This is a genomic window from Marinobacter manganoxydans MnI7-9 (assembly GCF_000235625.1).
GTDB classification, from domain to species: Bacteria; Pseudomonadota; Gammaproteobacteria; order Pseudomonadales; family Oleiphilaceae; genus Marinobacter; species Marinobacter manganoxydans.
In genome coordinates this window covers 28484-42596 of record NZ_AGTR01000034.1, presented here as the reverse complement: position 1 = coordinate 42596, position 14113 = coordinate 28484, and the positions used below count along the sequence as shown (strand labels likewise).

Genomic DNA, 14113 nt, shown 5'->3' with positions numbered 1-14113 from the left:
TGTAGCGCGCGTATTTTAACCGATTTGCGTGGCTGTGAGGTCGCTTTGTGAAAAAAATACACAAATGTTCTGGGGGAAGGACACTGATAGGGTCTGTTGAGAAAATGGGTCGGAGCCGGCGCGTCCCTGCGCCGGGAGGATAATGCAATCAGAACCGGTAAGTAACGGAACCGGTCACTTCACGACGGGTGCCATACGTACCGGAGCTGTCGAAAGCCGTTGCTACATACTGTTCGTCCAGCAGGTTCTGGGCATGCAGCCCCAGCGACACCTGGCCAATGTCGTAGGTAATCGCAGCATCCACCAGGGTGACATCCGGTACTTCCAGGGCAGAATTATCCGCATTGAACGCCGCGCCAAAACTCTCGCCGATGTAACGCACGCCGGCGCCCAGACCCAGGCCATGCAGCACGCCGCCCCGGAAATTGTATTTACCCCACAGCGCCGCTTCATGCTCCGGGGTGTATTCCAGCGGTTCGCCCTCTTCCACCGGATTGCTGGCGCTGGTGATCTCGGCATCGGTATAGCTATAGCTGGCGATCACATCCAGCCCATGGAACAGACGGGTGCGCGCTTCCATCTCAAGGCCCTGTGAGTTGGCCTCGCCCTTCTGCTCATTGGCGAAGGTCGATGGGTTGGTGGTCAGGTAGTCTTCCCGGGTCAGGTCGAACCAGGCCAGTGTCACCAGCGTGTCCGTATTGGGCTGGTACTTTACGCCCACCTCATATTGGTGTGCGGTTTCGGGCTCGAACGGGTTGCCGGCCGCATCGGTACCTGTGGTGGGGAGAAACGACTCCATGTAGCTCACATAAGGGGCAAAGCCATTCGCGAACTGGTAACTGGCACCGGCACGACCAGTGAAGGCCTCGTCTTCCCGGCTAGCTGTGGCGCCGGTGAGATTATTGAGTGTCTCGGAACGGGCCACGTCATACCGGCCGCCAAGGGAAACCGTCCAACGATCTACCCGGATCTGATCCTGAAGGTAAATGCCGGTCTGTTTGAGTTGTCCGTCCTCGTCTTTAAACAACGGGGCATCAGGGACAGGCGCCCCATAGACAGGATCATAGATGTCCAGGTTACTGGCGGCCCCAAAGAACTGCCGGGATGACACATCGATATCCTGATGGTCCAGGCCGACCAATACCGTGTGCTCTGCCGCGCCCGCCTGAGCGGTCAACTGCAGCTGGTTATCCATGACCAGTCCGTCAATGCGACCGAAACTGTCAAAGCGCGACCGGGTAATGGTTCTCTGATCCGCCAGCAAACCGGTGGTGTAGATGGTCTGGTCGTCAACATCGTTACGGTAGTCCCGGACATTCTGACGCAGAACTATCTGGTCATTGATGCGGTGCTCAAACTCGTAACCAATGGCACTCTCGCGACGCTCATAGGCATCGTACCCTGGCTCGCCGGTAAACCGGTTGTCAGGAATCGGGCCATTTGGGTTTGGCTCCAACGTGCCCTGCAACGGGTAACGTTGAGATGGCTGGGTATCGTCGTACTGCCAGTGCGCCAATACCGTCAGTCGGGTGGCGTCCGTGGGCTGCCAGGTCAGGCTGGGGGCCAGGTACTTTCGGTCGTCGTTGACAAAATCCACCTGGGTTTCGCTGTCGCGAACCAGGCCTACCAGGCGAACCGCGAGGGTATCACTGTCATTCACCGCCCCACTGATATCAAAATGGCCCTGGACCAGATCGTTGGTACCAGACTCAACGCGCACTTCTCTGCGGGTATCGAAAGTAGGACGCTTGGACACATAGTTGACCAACCCACCCGGACCGGCTTGTCCGTACAGAACGGAAGAAGGCCCCTTGAGCACATCAATGCGCTCGGCGCCATAGGGCTCCAGGCTGTAACCGGCGGCAAACCCGGGGTTCGCCAGTTTCAGGTTGTCACGAAACAAGCCACTGGTGGCCACATCGAAGCCGCGTATTCTCAGAAACGTGGTGCGCGGCTCGAAACCAAAGGTCTCGCCTCGGGCGCCGGCTGTATAACGCAGAACTTCGCCCAGGTTGGCCGCGTTCTGGTCCTCGATCTGATCCGCTGTGACTGTGGAAATGGACTGGGGCGTTTCAACCACGTTGGTGGTTGTTTTCGTGCCGGTAACGGTCGCCTCTGCGGTGTAGCCATCACTCGGTGCGGTGCCGCTCGGTTCGGCGGCATCTGCCGATACTTCAATGGCATCCAGCTCGGTAATATTCGCTTCCTGCGCGTACAGTATCGGGCTTGCCAGAACCCCGGCTACGGCCACGGCCAGGCTGGACGGGAGTATGCACTGGCGATTATCACGTAACGAATTCATTGATCAGCTCCAAACAACGCGCTTTACAGGCTAAACTGTAATGCGAATTATTGTCGTTTATATCCGATATTTGGTATTCAGGAAGACAAAAAATCTATGCGGAGTGCTATTTTTTTTGGTCAAGGGTGCGTTGTCGGGGAGAAAATCCGAATTCCCGGCGAAACGCCGTCGAAAAATTGGTCGCGTGGGTGTAACCCACCCTGTTCGCGCTCTGTTCAACACTGAAGCCTTGCTCCAGATAATGCTTTGCCAACCGAAGTCGGCATTTTCTGAGATAGTCGAACACCGGCACGCCGTACATCGCCCGGAATTTCACTCGCAAGCCGCTTGGGCTCATGGCAGCCATCTGTGCGAGGTCCTTTAGGGTGTGGTCATGGTCCGGGGTGAACTCCAGATGCTGCCTTACGAGCTCAAGTCGCTGACGTTGCTGGACCGGAACCACCGGAGCATCCGGGGATTCATGCTCGTCGCCTGCCAGACCCAATCCGGCAAGCTGCAGCGCGAGGCCCTCCAAAACCAGGCTTTTCTGGGCGACGGTCATCGTGAGGCGTGCATGGGTCCGCAGCAACTCCTCGAACGGGTGGGGCACACTCCATTGACGCAGGGGAACCCTGGGAAGAATGGTCAGGTCTTGTAAGCTGGAGGAGACGTGGTCCAATGTTGCGCCGCGTGGGTCGAAAGCGAGTGCCACAATTTGCAGATGCTCTTGCTCAGGCTGGTGCGCCCGTAACGGATAGTCCGGGTGCAGCTGCATGCTGACAGCATTACCCGATGACAGAACGTGTTCGACCGACCCGAGGGTAAGCTCAACGGTGCCATCCAGAACGACCAGCACAAGCAACGGCGCATGACCAGAAGAGACTGATTCATACGCCTGGAGCACCTGAAGCGAAGAAAACGTAAACCGAAAACCCGAAGCCAGGCTGTACTCGGCAATCTCACCCCGGGCAACGATACGGTCATCACTTCCGGTGTCGCCCTGGATGGCCGGAAACCGAAATTCTATGTCGTAAAGCTGCCCGAAACGTTCGAAATCTGCCTGACTGAATGTGTGCAACCTGCCCACTCCACGCCTATCCAACCTGGTCTGCTAACTGTGCCTGTGTTTGTCCGGTTACGAGGTCAATGGAGCGTCCGTACCATAGTTGCCCGTTTCGGTGGAACGAAAGGTAAGGAGGGCCAGTTCAGGTAGTCAGCAAAAAAGTCTGCGTGCCGTGAAGGATCTATAAGCACAGAAACGCAGTCGTGGATATCACAGCAACCGTCGATGGGGGCGGCATGGTCCGGGTGCTGAAGGCTCTCCAGTGCCCGGAGAATCACCGCGTCCATACCGGCCCGCTCACCGCGATCGGAAAGGGCCCGGGAGACCAGTATGGCTGAGAGAGTCAGTTCGATGTGCATGCAGGATTCATCCCGCGGCCCGTGCAGGCAAGCAAGATCGAAGGCGCTGCCAGCCAGCGAGATAACATCCCGCCACTGCCCCTGCTCACTGCAGTCGTGGGCATTCTCCATCCAGAACAGCCAGAGGTCTTTGCGTTCTTCCAGCGGCAGGTCCGCGAACTGTTGGCGGTGATTGGGACACAGGAATTCCATCACGTTCTCCTTGTTTATTCACGATAATGATAATAATTATCATTATCGTGAAATACAAGAAAACGTTTATTCTGTGATCGAGGCCTTGCTGGCCTGCGGGGCTATTCTACAGTGACGCTCTTGGCCAGGTTCCGCGGCTGGTCCACATCGGTACCCTTCAACACGGCCACATGGTAGGACAGCAGCTGCAGTGGCACGGTGTACACGATCGGCGCGGTAATCGGATGCACGGACGGAATCTGCATCACGTGCAGGCCCTCTTCCGCTTTGACGTCGGCCTTTTTATCAGCAAAGACAAACAGTTCACCGCCGCGGGCCCGGACCTCTTCCAGGTTGGATTTCAGCTTCTCAACCAGGTCATTGTTGGGAGCGACAGTGACCACTGGCATTTCGCTGTCGACCAGGGCCAGGGGGCCGTGCTTGAGCTCGCCGGCAGGATAGGCCTCGGCGTGGATGTAGGAGATTTCCTTGAGCTTGAGGGCACCTTCAAGAGCCACCGGGAACTGGGAACCGCGCCCCAGGAACAGGCTGTGGTTCTTATCCATGAATGCCTTGGACATCTCGGCGATCTCGCCATCCAGGGCCAGCACATCGCTGACTTGGCCAGGCACGAGGTGAAGAGCCTCGACGATTTCAGCTTCCTGCTCCTCGGGCAGCCCATTATGACGGGCCAGGGCCAGGGTAAAGATCAGCAAAGCCGTGAGCTGGGTGGTGAACGCCTTGGTAGAGGCCACGCCGATTTCCGGTCCCGCCTGGGTCATGATCACCAGGTCGGATTCGCGAACCAGGGAGCTGCCCGGCACGTTACAGATGGCCAATGCTGCCCGGAAACCTGCTTTTTTCGCCTGACGCAGGGCCGCCAGGGTATCGGCGGTTTCGCCGGACTGGGAAATACAGAGGAACAGGGTGTCCTGCTGGATCACGTGTTTGCGATAGCGGAATTCGGAAGCCACCTCCACGGAACAGGCAACGCCCGCCAGTTCCTCAATCCAGTAACGGGCCACCATACCGGCATGGTAACTGGTGCCGCAGGCAATGATCTGGACGTGGCGAACGTTCTCCAAGAGGTTGGCGGCCTCAGTACCCAAGGCCTGCTCCAGCACCCGCGTCTTGGTAACCCGACCTTCCATCGTGGCCTTGATCACTTTCGGCTGCTCGTAGATTTCCTTGAGCATGAAGTGACGGTACTCGCCCTTATCCGCCGAGTCGGTGCCGTGCTCAAAGCGGGTTACCTCCCGCTCGACGGGGCTGCCATCGCGATCGAGTATGGCAATGGCGTCCTTTCGGATATCGGCGATATCGCCTTCTTCCAGGAACATGAACCGGTCGGTCACTGGCAGCAGCGCCAGCTGGTCAGACGCGATGAAGTTTTCGCCAATACCCACACCAATGACCAGGGGGCTGCCCTCACGGCATACCACGAGGTGCTCCGGTTCGTCGGCGTGTACCACCGCCAGGGCATAGGCTCCACGCAAACGGGCGATCGCCGAACGCACGGAATCATGGAGATTACCCAGTGTGCGGTAGTGTTTCTCAATCAGGTGCGCGACGACTTCGGTATCGGTCTGGGACGTAAACTCGAAACCGTCAGCCCGCAATTCTTCACGCAGCTCCTGATAGTTTTCGATGATCCCGTTGTGGACAATAGCCAGCCGGTCGCCGGACATGTGCGGATGGGCGTTGATCTGAGAGGGCTCGCCATGGGTTGCCCAGCGGGTATGGGCAATGCCCAGGTGGCCCGCGAGAGGGTTTGCTTCCATGGCATCGCTGAGTGCGGCAACTTTACCCACTTCCCGAGCGCGCTGGACACTGTGGTCGCCACCGATTACAGCCATACCGGCCGAATCATATCCCCGGTATTCCAGACGGCGCAGACCCTCAAGAAGGATACCCTGAACGTCCCTTTCCGAAACCGCGCCTACAATTCCACACATGCTGTTCTACCTGTCTGTTGATCGTTTGTATCAGTGTTTCTTCGGCTTTTCCCAACCGGCGATATTGCGCTGCCGGCCCCGTGCGACAGCCAACTCGTGGTCGGCAACGTCGCGAGTTATGGTCGATCCTGCGCCAATGGTGGCCTCGGCCGCAACGGTAACCGGGGCGACCAGCGAACAATTAGAACCTACGAAAACACCATCGCCGAGCACCGTCCGGTACTTGTTCACACCATCATAATTACAGGTGATGGTTCCTGCACCCACATTCACATTACGGCCCAGTGAGGCATCACCCACATAGCTGAGATGGTTGATCTTGCTGCCCTCACCCACAATGGCCTTTTTGGTTTCCACGAAGTTGCCCACTTTGGTGTTGGCCGCCAGTTCCGTGCCCGGCCGGATACGTGCAAACGGCCCGATTTGGGCGCTGGCGCCAATTACGGCCCCTTCAATCACGCTGTTGGCCTTGATCTCCGCGCCATCTGCAATGGTGGCGTCCTTGATGACGCAACCGGGGCCAATGGATACATTACTGCCAAGGCTGACCTTGCCCTCGAATACCACGTTCACATCAATCCAGAGGTCATTGCCGATACTCAGCTCGCCACGGACATCTATCCGGGAGGGGTCCGCGAGTGTCGCTCCTTCTGTCATCAGCCGGTCAGCCTGCTGGCGCTGGAACCAGCGTTCCAGTTCAGCCAGTTGCAGGCGATTGTTGACTCCCTGGACTTCATAGGGATTCTCCGGCTGGGACACCGCAATACGGAGACCCTGTTCCACCGCCATGGCAATGATGTCGGTCAGATAATATTCGCCCTGGGCGTTGCTGTTGGAGAGCGTCGGCAACCAGGTTTTCAGGTGTTTCGCCGACACCGCAAGTATCCCGGTGTTCACTTCGCGGATCTGCTGCTGCTCGGGAGAGGCGTCTTTCTGCTCGACGATCGACTGCACGTCGCCATCAGCACTCCGGACAATCCGTCCGTATCCCTGGGGATTGTCCATGGTGACGGTCAACAAACCCAGGGTGTGGTCATCAAGTGTCCCAACCAATCCGTCGAGCGTCTCATGACGAGTCAGAGGCACATCGCCGTAAAGCACAAGAACACGGGCGTCATCGGGAAGATCCGGCAGGGCCTGAGCCACAGCATGGCCGGTACCCAACTGCTCACTCTGGGTGACCCAGTTTACCGAGGCCTCATCGGTGGTTTCCCGAACCTTGTCAGCACCATGACCTATGACCGTATGGATCCTCTCGGCGCCAAGCTGTTTGGCGGTGTCGATCACGTGATGAAGCATAGGGCGGCCGGCAATCGGATGCAGCACCTTTGGCAGTGCGGATTTCATTCTGGAACCCTGGCCAGCGGCCAGAATGACGACGTGTAGCGGGCTCATGGAAAAGTCAGGCTCCCGGAGTGTTTACTCTCTGAATGCTGAAAATAAAAAAACCGCACCCTTCAGGGCCGGACGGCCAACGCAACACGTTGGTCTTCCAGCCGCTCAGGATGCGGCTTCGGTGTTCGGCAAACCCGAAACGGAAATGCTTAGCGCATTTTGTTACGCAGCTGCTGGATGGTACGAAGCTGGGCAACAGCCTCGGCCAGCTCTGCAGCGGCACGGGAGTACTCGAATTCACCAGTCTTGTTGGCAAGTGCTTTCTCGGCTTCTTTCTGAGCTTCGAGCGCGGCTGCTTCGTCCACATCCTTTGCACGAACAGCGGTATCCGCCAACAAAGTCACCAGATTGGGCTGGACTTCCAGATACCCGCCGGACACGTAAAGAATTTCTTCCTCACCGCCCTGCTTGATAATCCGAATAGGGCCCGGCTTCAGCTGGGTCAGCAGTGGGGTGTGACCCGGGGCAATACCCAGGTCACCTTCAGAGCCCGCTGCGATCAGCATTTCCACCAATCCGGAATAGATCTTTGTTTCGGCACTTACCACATCACAATGCACGGTCATACCCATGTCAGTTGCCTCTTTGATCGATCCGGAAACAAATGCGTCGGCTCAGATTAGCTCTTTGCCTTGCTCTTCATTTCCTTCGCTTTCTCGACCGCTTCCTCAATGGTACCAACCATGTAGAACGCCTGCTCGGGCAGTTCATCATAGTCGCCATTCAGGATGCCCTTAAAGCTGCTGATGGTTTCCTTGAGGGAAACGTACTTACCGGGGGAACCGGTGAATACTTCAGCAACGTGGAACGGCTGGGACAGAAAACGCTCGATCTTACGGGCACGGGCTACAGTCAGCTTGTCTTCTTCTGACAGTTCATCCATACCCAGGATGGCGATGATGTCTTTCAGCTCCTTGTAGCGCTGCAGGTTGGTCTGCACGCCACGGGCCACTTCGTAATGCTCCTGACCGATGATCAGCGGATCCAGCTGACGAGAGGTGGAATCCAGCGGATCGATCGCCGGGTAGATACCCTTGGAAGCGATGTCACGGCTCAGTACAACGGTAGCATCCAGGTGCGAGAAGGTGGTTGCAGGCGACGGGTCAGTCAAGTCATCCGCCGGTACGTATACCGCCTGGATGGACGTGATGGAACCGTTCTTGGTGGAGGTAATACGCTCCTGCAGCTGACCCATCTCTTCAGCCAGAGTCGGCTGGTAACCTACCGCAGACGGCATACGGCCGAGCAGTGCGGATACTTCGGTACCTGCCAGGGTGTAACGGTAGATGTTGTCGACGAACAACAGTACGTCACGACCTTCGTCCCGGAACTTCTCGGCCATGGTGAGACCGGTCAGGGCCACACGCAGACGGTTTCCAGGGGGCTCATTCATCTGGCCGTAAACCATGGCAACCTTATCGAGAACGTTGGACTCCTTCATTTCGTAGTAGAAGTCGTTACCTTCCCGGGTCCGCTCACCAACACCTGCGAATACGGAGAGACCGGAGTGCTCTTTCGCGATGTTGTTGATCAGCTCCATCATGTTTACGGTTTTACCAACACCGGCACCACCGAACAGGCCAACCTTACCACCCTTGGCGAACGGGCAGATCAGGTCGATAACCTTGATGCCGGTTTCCAGCAGGTCCGCAGACGCTGCCTGATCGGCATAGCCCGGTGCCTTACGGTGAATCGCCCAACGCTCTTCTTCGCCGATCTCGCCGGCTTCGTCGATGGGACGACCCAGAACGTCCATGATACGGCCCAGAGTCTGGGTACCAACCGGTACCGAAATCGGGTTGCCGGTGTTTTCTGCTTTCAGGCCACGCTTCAGGCCTTCGGTGCTGCCCATGGCGATGGTACGAACAATGCCGTCACCCAGCTGCTGCTGGACTTCCAGAGTTGTTTCGCCACCTTCAAGCAGCAGTGCGTCATATACTTTGGGTACGGAGTCACGTGGGAATTCCACGTCGATAACCGCGCCAATGATCTGAACGATTTGTCCGCTACTCATGCTCGGTTCCTCGTTATCTTGATAGTCAATAAAACCAGTTGGATTGTGGGTCGGATCAGACCGAAGCGGCGCCGCTCACAATCTCCGATATCTCTTGGGTAATGGCTGCCTGACGCGCCTTGTTATAAGCCAGCTGAAGCTCGTCGATAATGCTACCGGCGTTATCAGTTGCGCTCTTCATGGCGATCATCCGGGCTGCCTGTTCACATGCCAGATTTTCTACCACACCCTGGTACACCTGGGATTCAATAAAACGTGGCAGAAGGCCATCGAGGATCTGCCTGGCATCGGGCTCGTAGAGATAATCCCACTGGTTCTTGATCTCTTCTTCGTCTTCGCTCTCAGGCAGGGGCAGAAGCTGCTCCACCTTCGGGCTTTGGGTCATGGTGTTGACGAACTCGTTGCTGACCACATAAAGACGGTCGATCTTGCCTTCCGAGAACGCATCCAGCATAACCTTGACGTTGCCGATGAGTTTTTCAGAGCTCGGGCTGTCCCCCAGATGGGTCAGCGCCGCGACGACATTGCCGCCGTAGCTCCGGAAAAAGGAAGCCCCTTTCTGCCCGATGGCGCACAGATCGGTTTCCACTCCTTTTTCTTTCCACGCTTTCATTTCACGGACAAGCGCTTTGAACAGGTTGATGTTCAGACCACCACAGAGGCCACGATCAGTTGACACCACAATGTAGCCCACGCGCTTGACCTCGCGCTCGACCATAAACGGGTGCTTGTACTGAGCATTCGCCTTGGCAATGTGCCCGATCACCTGACGCATCTTGTCGGCATACGGGCGAGTTGCCTGCATGCGTTCCTGAGCCTTACGCATTTTACTCGCAGCCACCATTTCCATGGCGCTGGTGATTTTCTGCGTGCTCTTGATGCTTGAAATCTGGTTACGTATTTCTTTGCCGACGGCCATAACTCACTGCCTTCTCAAGTTAGACACTCGTTGCTACGAAAAGCGGCCCGCGACAATTGCCGCAGGCCCGTTTTCTTACCAGCTCTGAGTGGTCTTGAATTTCTCAAGTGCAGCTTTGAGGCCGGCAGCGATTTCGTCGTTGTAATCGCCTTTCTCGTTGATCTTGTCGAGGAGGTCTTTCTGCTCGGAGCGCATCCAGTCGAGCATCTGCGCTTCAAACTTCACTACCTTGTCGACATCAACGTCGTCCAGGAAGCCTTCGTTGGCTGCGAACAGAACCGTACCCATTTCAGCCACAGACATCGGGCTGTACTGGTTCTGCTTCATGAGTTCCGTTACACGCTGACCGTGCTCAAGCTGCTGACGGGTTGCTTCGTCGAGGTCGGAAGCAAACTGTGCGAAAGCGGCCAGTTCACGATACTGGGCCAGAGCCAGACGGATGTTACCGCCGAGCTTCTTCATGATCTTGGTCTGGGCCGAACCACCTACCCGGGATACGGAGATACCGGCGTTCATCGCCGGACGGATACCGGAGTTGAACAGGTTGGTTTCCAGGAAGATCTGACCGTCGGTAATGGAGATTACGTTGGTCGGTACGAACGCGGATACGTCACCAGCCTGGGTTTCAATGATCGGCAGAGCGGTCAGGGAACCGGTCTGGCCTTTCACTTCACCGTTGGTCAGCTGCTCAACGTAATCAGCGTTAACACGGGACGCACGCTCCAGCAGACGGGAGTGCAGGTAGAATACGTCACCCGGGTATGCTTCACGGCCCGGCGGACGACGCAGCAGCAGGGAGATCTGGCGGTAAGCCACAGCCTGCTTGGACAGATCATCATAGATGATCAGGGCGTCTTCACCACGGTCACGGAAGTATTCACCCATGGAGGTACCGGAGTACGGAGCCAGGAACTGCATCGCTGCAGGATCGGCGGCACCGGCGGCAACCACGATGGTGTGATCCATGGCACCGTGCTCTTCCAGCTTGCGCACAACGGCGGCAATGGAAGACTGCTTCTGACCGACGGCAACGTAGATACACTTGATGCCGGTGTCTTTCTGGTTAATGATCGCGTCGATGGCGACAGCGGTCTTACCGATCTGACGGTCACCGATGATCAGCTCACGCTGGCCGCGACCGATCGGCACCATGGTGTCGATTGCCTTCAGGCCAGTCTGAACCGGCTCATCAACGGACTGACGAGCGATAACACCCGGTGCAACCTTTTCGACCGGAGAGGTCAGGTCGGTACCGAGGTCGCCCTTGCCGTCGATGGGGTTACCCAGAGCGTCGACCACACGGCCCATCAGTTCCGGACCAACCGGTACTTCCAGGATGCGGCCGGTGCAACGAACTTTCTGGCCTTCAGCCAGATCTTCGTAGTCACCCAGCACAACCGCACCAACGGAATCACGCTCCAGGTTCAGAGCCATGCCGAACGTGCCGTTGGCAAATTCAATCATCTCGCCGTACATAACGTCGGCCAGACCGTGGATCAGCACGATACCGTCGGATACCGACAGGATCGTACCTTCGTTCTTTGCTTCGGAAGAGATGTCGAGTTTCTCGATTCTCTTCTTGATGATGTCACTGATCTCGGATGGATTCAGTTGCTGCATGCCAATATCCTCAAACCTTGTGCTGAAATCAGGAGCCCAGAGCGTCGGCCAGCTTGGTCAGCTTTCCGCGTACAGATGCGTCAATGACCAGATCGCCGGTGCGAATAATCACGCCGCCAATCAGAGACTTGTCCAATGACGCTGCGAGTGACACTTGCCGCTCGAGTTTCTTCGAAAGTGCCTGGGCGAGCTTCTGTTGCTGTTCGTCCGTCAGCTCGAAAGCCGCGGTAACTTCGATATCAACAGTGCGCTCCAGATCAGCCCGGTACGTGTTGAAGAGCGCTGCAATCTCAGGAAGAAGAGTCAGCCGGCGGTTTTCAGCCAGTACAGCGAAAAAGTTGCGGACCTGATCGGTGACGCCATCTTCAGCGACCTCCAGAATCAGTTCAGCCTTCTTCTGCTCTTCCAGACCCGGATTCGCGAGAAGCTGTCGAATGTCTTTGTTCGCGGTGACCTGCCCGGCGATCGTCAGCACCTTGGACCACTCAGCCAGCTGTTCATGCTCCTGAGCGGCACTAAATGCTGCCTTTGCGTAGGGACGGGCCAGCGTTCTCAGTTCTGCCATGATGAACCTCGTCGTTTAAAGTTCTGCCGCCAGTTTTTCCAACATCTCGTTGTGCTTGGAGGCATCGACAGAGGTTTCCAGGATCTTCTCGGCACCGGCAACGGCAATGCTGGCAATTTCTGCACGCAAAGCGTCACGAGCCTGATTCCGCTCCTGTTCAATTTCGGCCTTGGCCTGCTCAATCAGCTTCTGGCCTTCCTTGCGGGCGTCATCCTTGGATGCTTCCACAATCTGGGCCGCGCGCTTGTTGGCCTGTTCAATCAGACCAGCAGCTTGCTGCTTGGCTTCACGCAGTTCCTGAGCTGACTTTTCCTGAGCCAGTTCCAGATCGCGCGCAGCGCGGTCTGAGGCAGCCAGTCCGTCAGCGATCTTCTTTTGACGCTCCTGCAGTGCGGCCATGATTGGCGGCCACACGTACTTCATGCAGAAGACGACAAAGATAAAGAACGCGATGGCTTGACCAATCATCGTCAAATTAATGTTCACGTCTTCACCTCTCGCCTGTTTTGTTAAGAATCATCTGACCGGGGCAAAACCCCGGCTCTGGCGACTCGATTAACCGGCGATCTGGCCGACAAACGGGTTGGCGAAAGTGAAGAACAGTGCGATACCAACACCGATCATGGTTACGGCGTCCAGCAGACCTGCAACGATGAACATTTTAACCTGCAGCATCGGGGTCATTTCCGGCTGACGCGCAGCGCCTTCCAGGAACTTGCCACCGAGGATACCAAAGCCAATCGCAGTACCCAGGGCACCCAGGCCAATCAGCAGTGCAACGGCAATAGCGGTCATTCCAACTACAGTTTCCATGATAACTCCCAGTTTTCAGTTAGGTTTTTCAGTTTAAGGGTTTAGGGTTTAGAACTACGGCTTAATGGTGTCCGATCAGTGACTGTCTTCGTGAGCCATGCTCAGGTACACGATCGTCAACATCATAAAGATGAATGCCTGCAGGGTGATAACCAGAATGTGGAAAATCGCCCAGGGTACAGACAGTGCCCACTGTGCCCAGAACGGCAGCAGTGCAATCAGGATAAAGATCAGCTCGCCTGCGTACAGGTTACCGAACAGACGCAGCGCCAGTGAGATCGGCTTGGCGATCAGGCTCACGCCTTCCAGCAGGAAGTTGATCGGGACAAGCAAAATCTTCAGGAACAGGTTGTCTGAAGAGAAGGGGTGCAGGGTCAGCTCACCAACGAAGCCACCCACGCCCTTCACTTTCAGGCTGTAATAGATGATCAGAGCGAATACGGACAGGGACATGCCCAGAGTTACGTTTACATCCGTAGTCGGAACGACCTTCATGTATTCCAGACCCATCAGGTGGAACAGCTGGGGCAGGAAGTCCACGGGCACCAGGTCCATCAGGTTCATCAGGAATACCCAGCAGAAGATGGTCAGCGACAGCGGCGCAATCACCTTGTTCTTGCCGTGGAAGGTTTCCTTGACGCTCTGATCGACAAACTCAACCATCACTTCAACAAAGTTCTGGAGCCCGCCGGGCTGGTCTGAGGTGGCGCGCTTGGCGGCCAAGCGGAAAATAAACAGGAACAGGGCACCGAGGGCGACTGCCCAGCCCAGTGAATCGATGTGCAGAGCCCAGAAGCCCATGTCGGATGCTTCCCTGCCGGTGTGAGCCAGCGTCCAGGTTGCATCTTGAAGTACGGTACCGTCGGCACGCTCATAGCCTGCCGGAAGTTTACCGTAGGTGAGGTTCTGGAGGTGATGCTGGATATATTCGGATGCACTTCCTGCCATAACGGTTTCC

At 56.7% G+C, this 14113-nt stretch carries 13 protein-coding genes; all 13 read right to left on the bottom strand.

The genetic code is table 11. The features are described 5' to 3' along the window. Positions 1-148: 148 nt before the first annotated feature. The gene (locus KYE_RS09100) at positions 149-2302 is read right to left on the bottom strand and encodes a TonB-dependent siderophore receptor (protein WP_008172605.1); all 2154 of its coding nucleotides are present in this window, start codon (positions 2300-2302) and stop codon (positions 149-151) included. A gap of 106 nt (positions 2303-2408) precedes the next feature. Further along, positions 2409-3368, bottom strand: coding sequence for a helix-turn-helix transcriptional regulator (locus tag KYE_RS09095; protein ID WP_050898291.1), 960 nt, complete (start codon positions 3366-3368; stop codon positions 2409-2411). Between the two features lie 56 nt (positions 3369-3424). Then, entirely contained in the window at positions 3425-3895 is a 471-nt protein-coding gene (locus KYE_RS09090) for a hypothetical protein (RefSeq protein ID WP_008172602.1), read from the bottom strand. A gap of 101 nt (positions 3896-3996) precedes the next feature. Next, positions 3997-5829 carry a glutamine--fructose-6-phosphate transaminase (isomerizing) gene (gene glmS / locus KYE_RS09085; protein ID WP_008172600.1) on the bottom strand — a complete coding sequence of 611 codons (1833 nt, stop codon included), beginning with the start codon at positions 5827-5829 and terminating at the stop codon, positions 3997-3999. A gap of 30 nt (positions 5830-5859) precedes the next feature. Next, positions 5860-7224, bottom strand: a complete 1365-nt coding sequence (glmU, locus tag KYE_RS09080; protein WP_008172598.1) for a bifunctional UDP-N-acetylglucosamine diphosphorylase/glucosamine-1-phosphate N-acetyltransferase GlmU — start codon at positions 7222-7224, stop codon at positions 5860-5862. Between the two features lie 149 nt (positions 7225-7373). Then, positions 7374-7796: a F0F1 ATP synthase subunit epsilon gene (locus KYE_RS09075; RefSeq protein WP_008172596.1), complete on the bottom strand. Its 423-nt coding sequence runs from the start codon at positions 7794-7796 to the stop codon at positions 7374-7376. Between the two features lie 47 nt (positions 7797-7843). Further along, a complete protein-coding gene (atpD, locus tag KYE_RS09070) occupies positions 7844-9238 on the bottom strand; it encodes a F0F1 ATP synthase subunit beta (protein ID WP_008172594.1) in 1395 nt (464 codons plus the stop codon). Between the two features lie 55 nt (positions 9239-9293). Then, complete coding sequence (atpG, locus tag KYE_RS09065; protein WP_008172593.1) at positions 9294-10157, bottom strand: F0F1 ATP synthase subunit gamma; 864 nt, start codon at positions 10155-10157, stop codon at positions 9294-9296. A gap of 75 nt (positions 10158-10232) precedes the next feature. Further along, a complete protein-coding gene (gene atpA / locus KYE_RS09060; protein ID WP_008172590.1) occupies positions 10233-11777 on the bottom strand; it encodes a F0F1 ATP synthase subunit alpha in 1545 nt (514 codons plus the stop codon). Positions 11778-11805: 28 nt separating this feature from the next. After that, on the bottom strand, positions 11806-12342 hold the full coding sequence (locus KYE_RS09055) for a F0F1 ATP synthase subunit delta (protein ID WP_008172588.1): 537 nt from the start codon (positions 12340-12342) through the stop codon (positions 11806-11808). A gap of 15 nt (positions 12343-12357) precedes the next feature. After that, on the bottom strand, positions 12358-12828 hold the full coding sequence (locus tag KYE_RS09050; protein WP_008172587.1) for a F0F1 ATP synthase subunit B: 471 nt from the start codon (positions 12826-12828) through the stop codon (positions 12358-12360). Between the two features lie 69 nt (positions 12829-12897). Beyond that, complete coding sequence (gene atpE / locus KYE_RS09045) at positions 12898-13155, bottom strand: F0F1 ATP synthase subunit C (protein ID WP_012138088.1); 258 nt, start codon at positions 13153-13155, stop codon at positions 12898-12900. 75 nt (positions 13156-13230) lie between these two features. After that, entirely contained in the window at positions 13231-14103 is an 873-nt protein-coding gene (gene atpB / locus KYE_RS09040) for a F0F1 ATP synthase subunit A (protein WP_008172580.1), read from the bottom strand. Between the last annotated feature and the right edge of the window lie 10 nt (positions 14104-14113).

Excerpts from the sequence above, each read along its gene's own strand:
- glmU (WP_008172598.1), bottom strand. The coding sequence starts at position 7,224 with ATGAGCCCGCTACACGTCGTCATTCTGGCCGCTGGCCAGGGTTCCAGA.
- atpG (WP_008172593.1), bottom strand. The coding sequence starts at position 10,157 with ATGGCCGTCGGCAAAGAAATACGTAACCAGATTTCAAGCATCAAGAGC.
- atpA (WP_008172590.1), bottom strand. The coding sequence starts at position 11,777 with ATGCAGCAACTGAATCCATCCGAGATCAGTGACATCATCAAGAAGAGA.
- KYE_RS09100 (WP_008172605.1), bottom strand. The coding sequence starts at position 2,302 with ATGAATTCGTTACGTGATAATCGCCAGTGCATACTCCCGTCCAGCCTG.
- atpB (WP_008172580.1), bottom strand. The coding sequence starts at position 14,103 with ATGGCAGGAAGTGCATCCGAATATATCCAGCATCACCTCCAGAACCTC.
- atpE (WP_012138088.1), bottom strand. The coding sequence starts at position 13,155 with ATGGAAACTGTAGTTGGAATGACCGCTATTGCCGTTGCACTGCTGATT.
- KYE_RS09075 (WP_008172596.1), bottom strand. The coding sequence starts at position 7,796 with ATGGGTATGACCGTGCATTGTGATGTGGTAAGTGCCGAAACAAAGATC.
- KYE_RS09055 (WP_008172588.1), bottom strand. The coding sequence starts at position 12,342 with ATGGCAGAACTGAGAACGCTGGCCCGTCCCTACGCAAAGGCAGCATTT.
- atpD (WP_008172594.1), bottom strand. The coding sequence starts at position 9,238 with ATGAGTAGCGGACAAATCGTTCAGATCATTGGCGCGGTTATCGACGTG.
- KYE_RS09090 (WP_008172602.1), bottom strand. The coding sequence starts at position 3,895 with ATGGAATTCCTGTGTCCCAATCACCGCCAACAGTTCGCGGACCTGCCG.
- glmS (WP_008172600.1), bottom strand. The coding sequence starts at position 5,829 with ATGTGTGGAATTGTAGGCGCGGTTTCGGAAAGGGACGTTCAGGGTATC.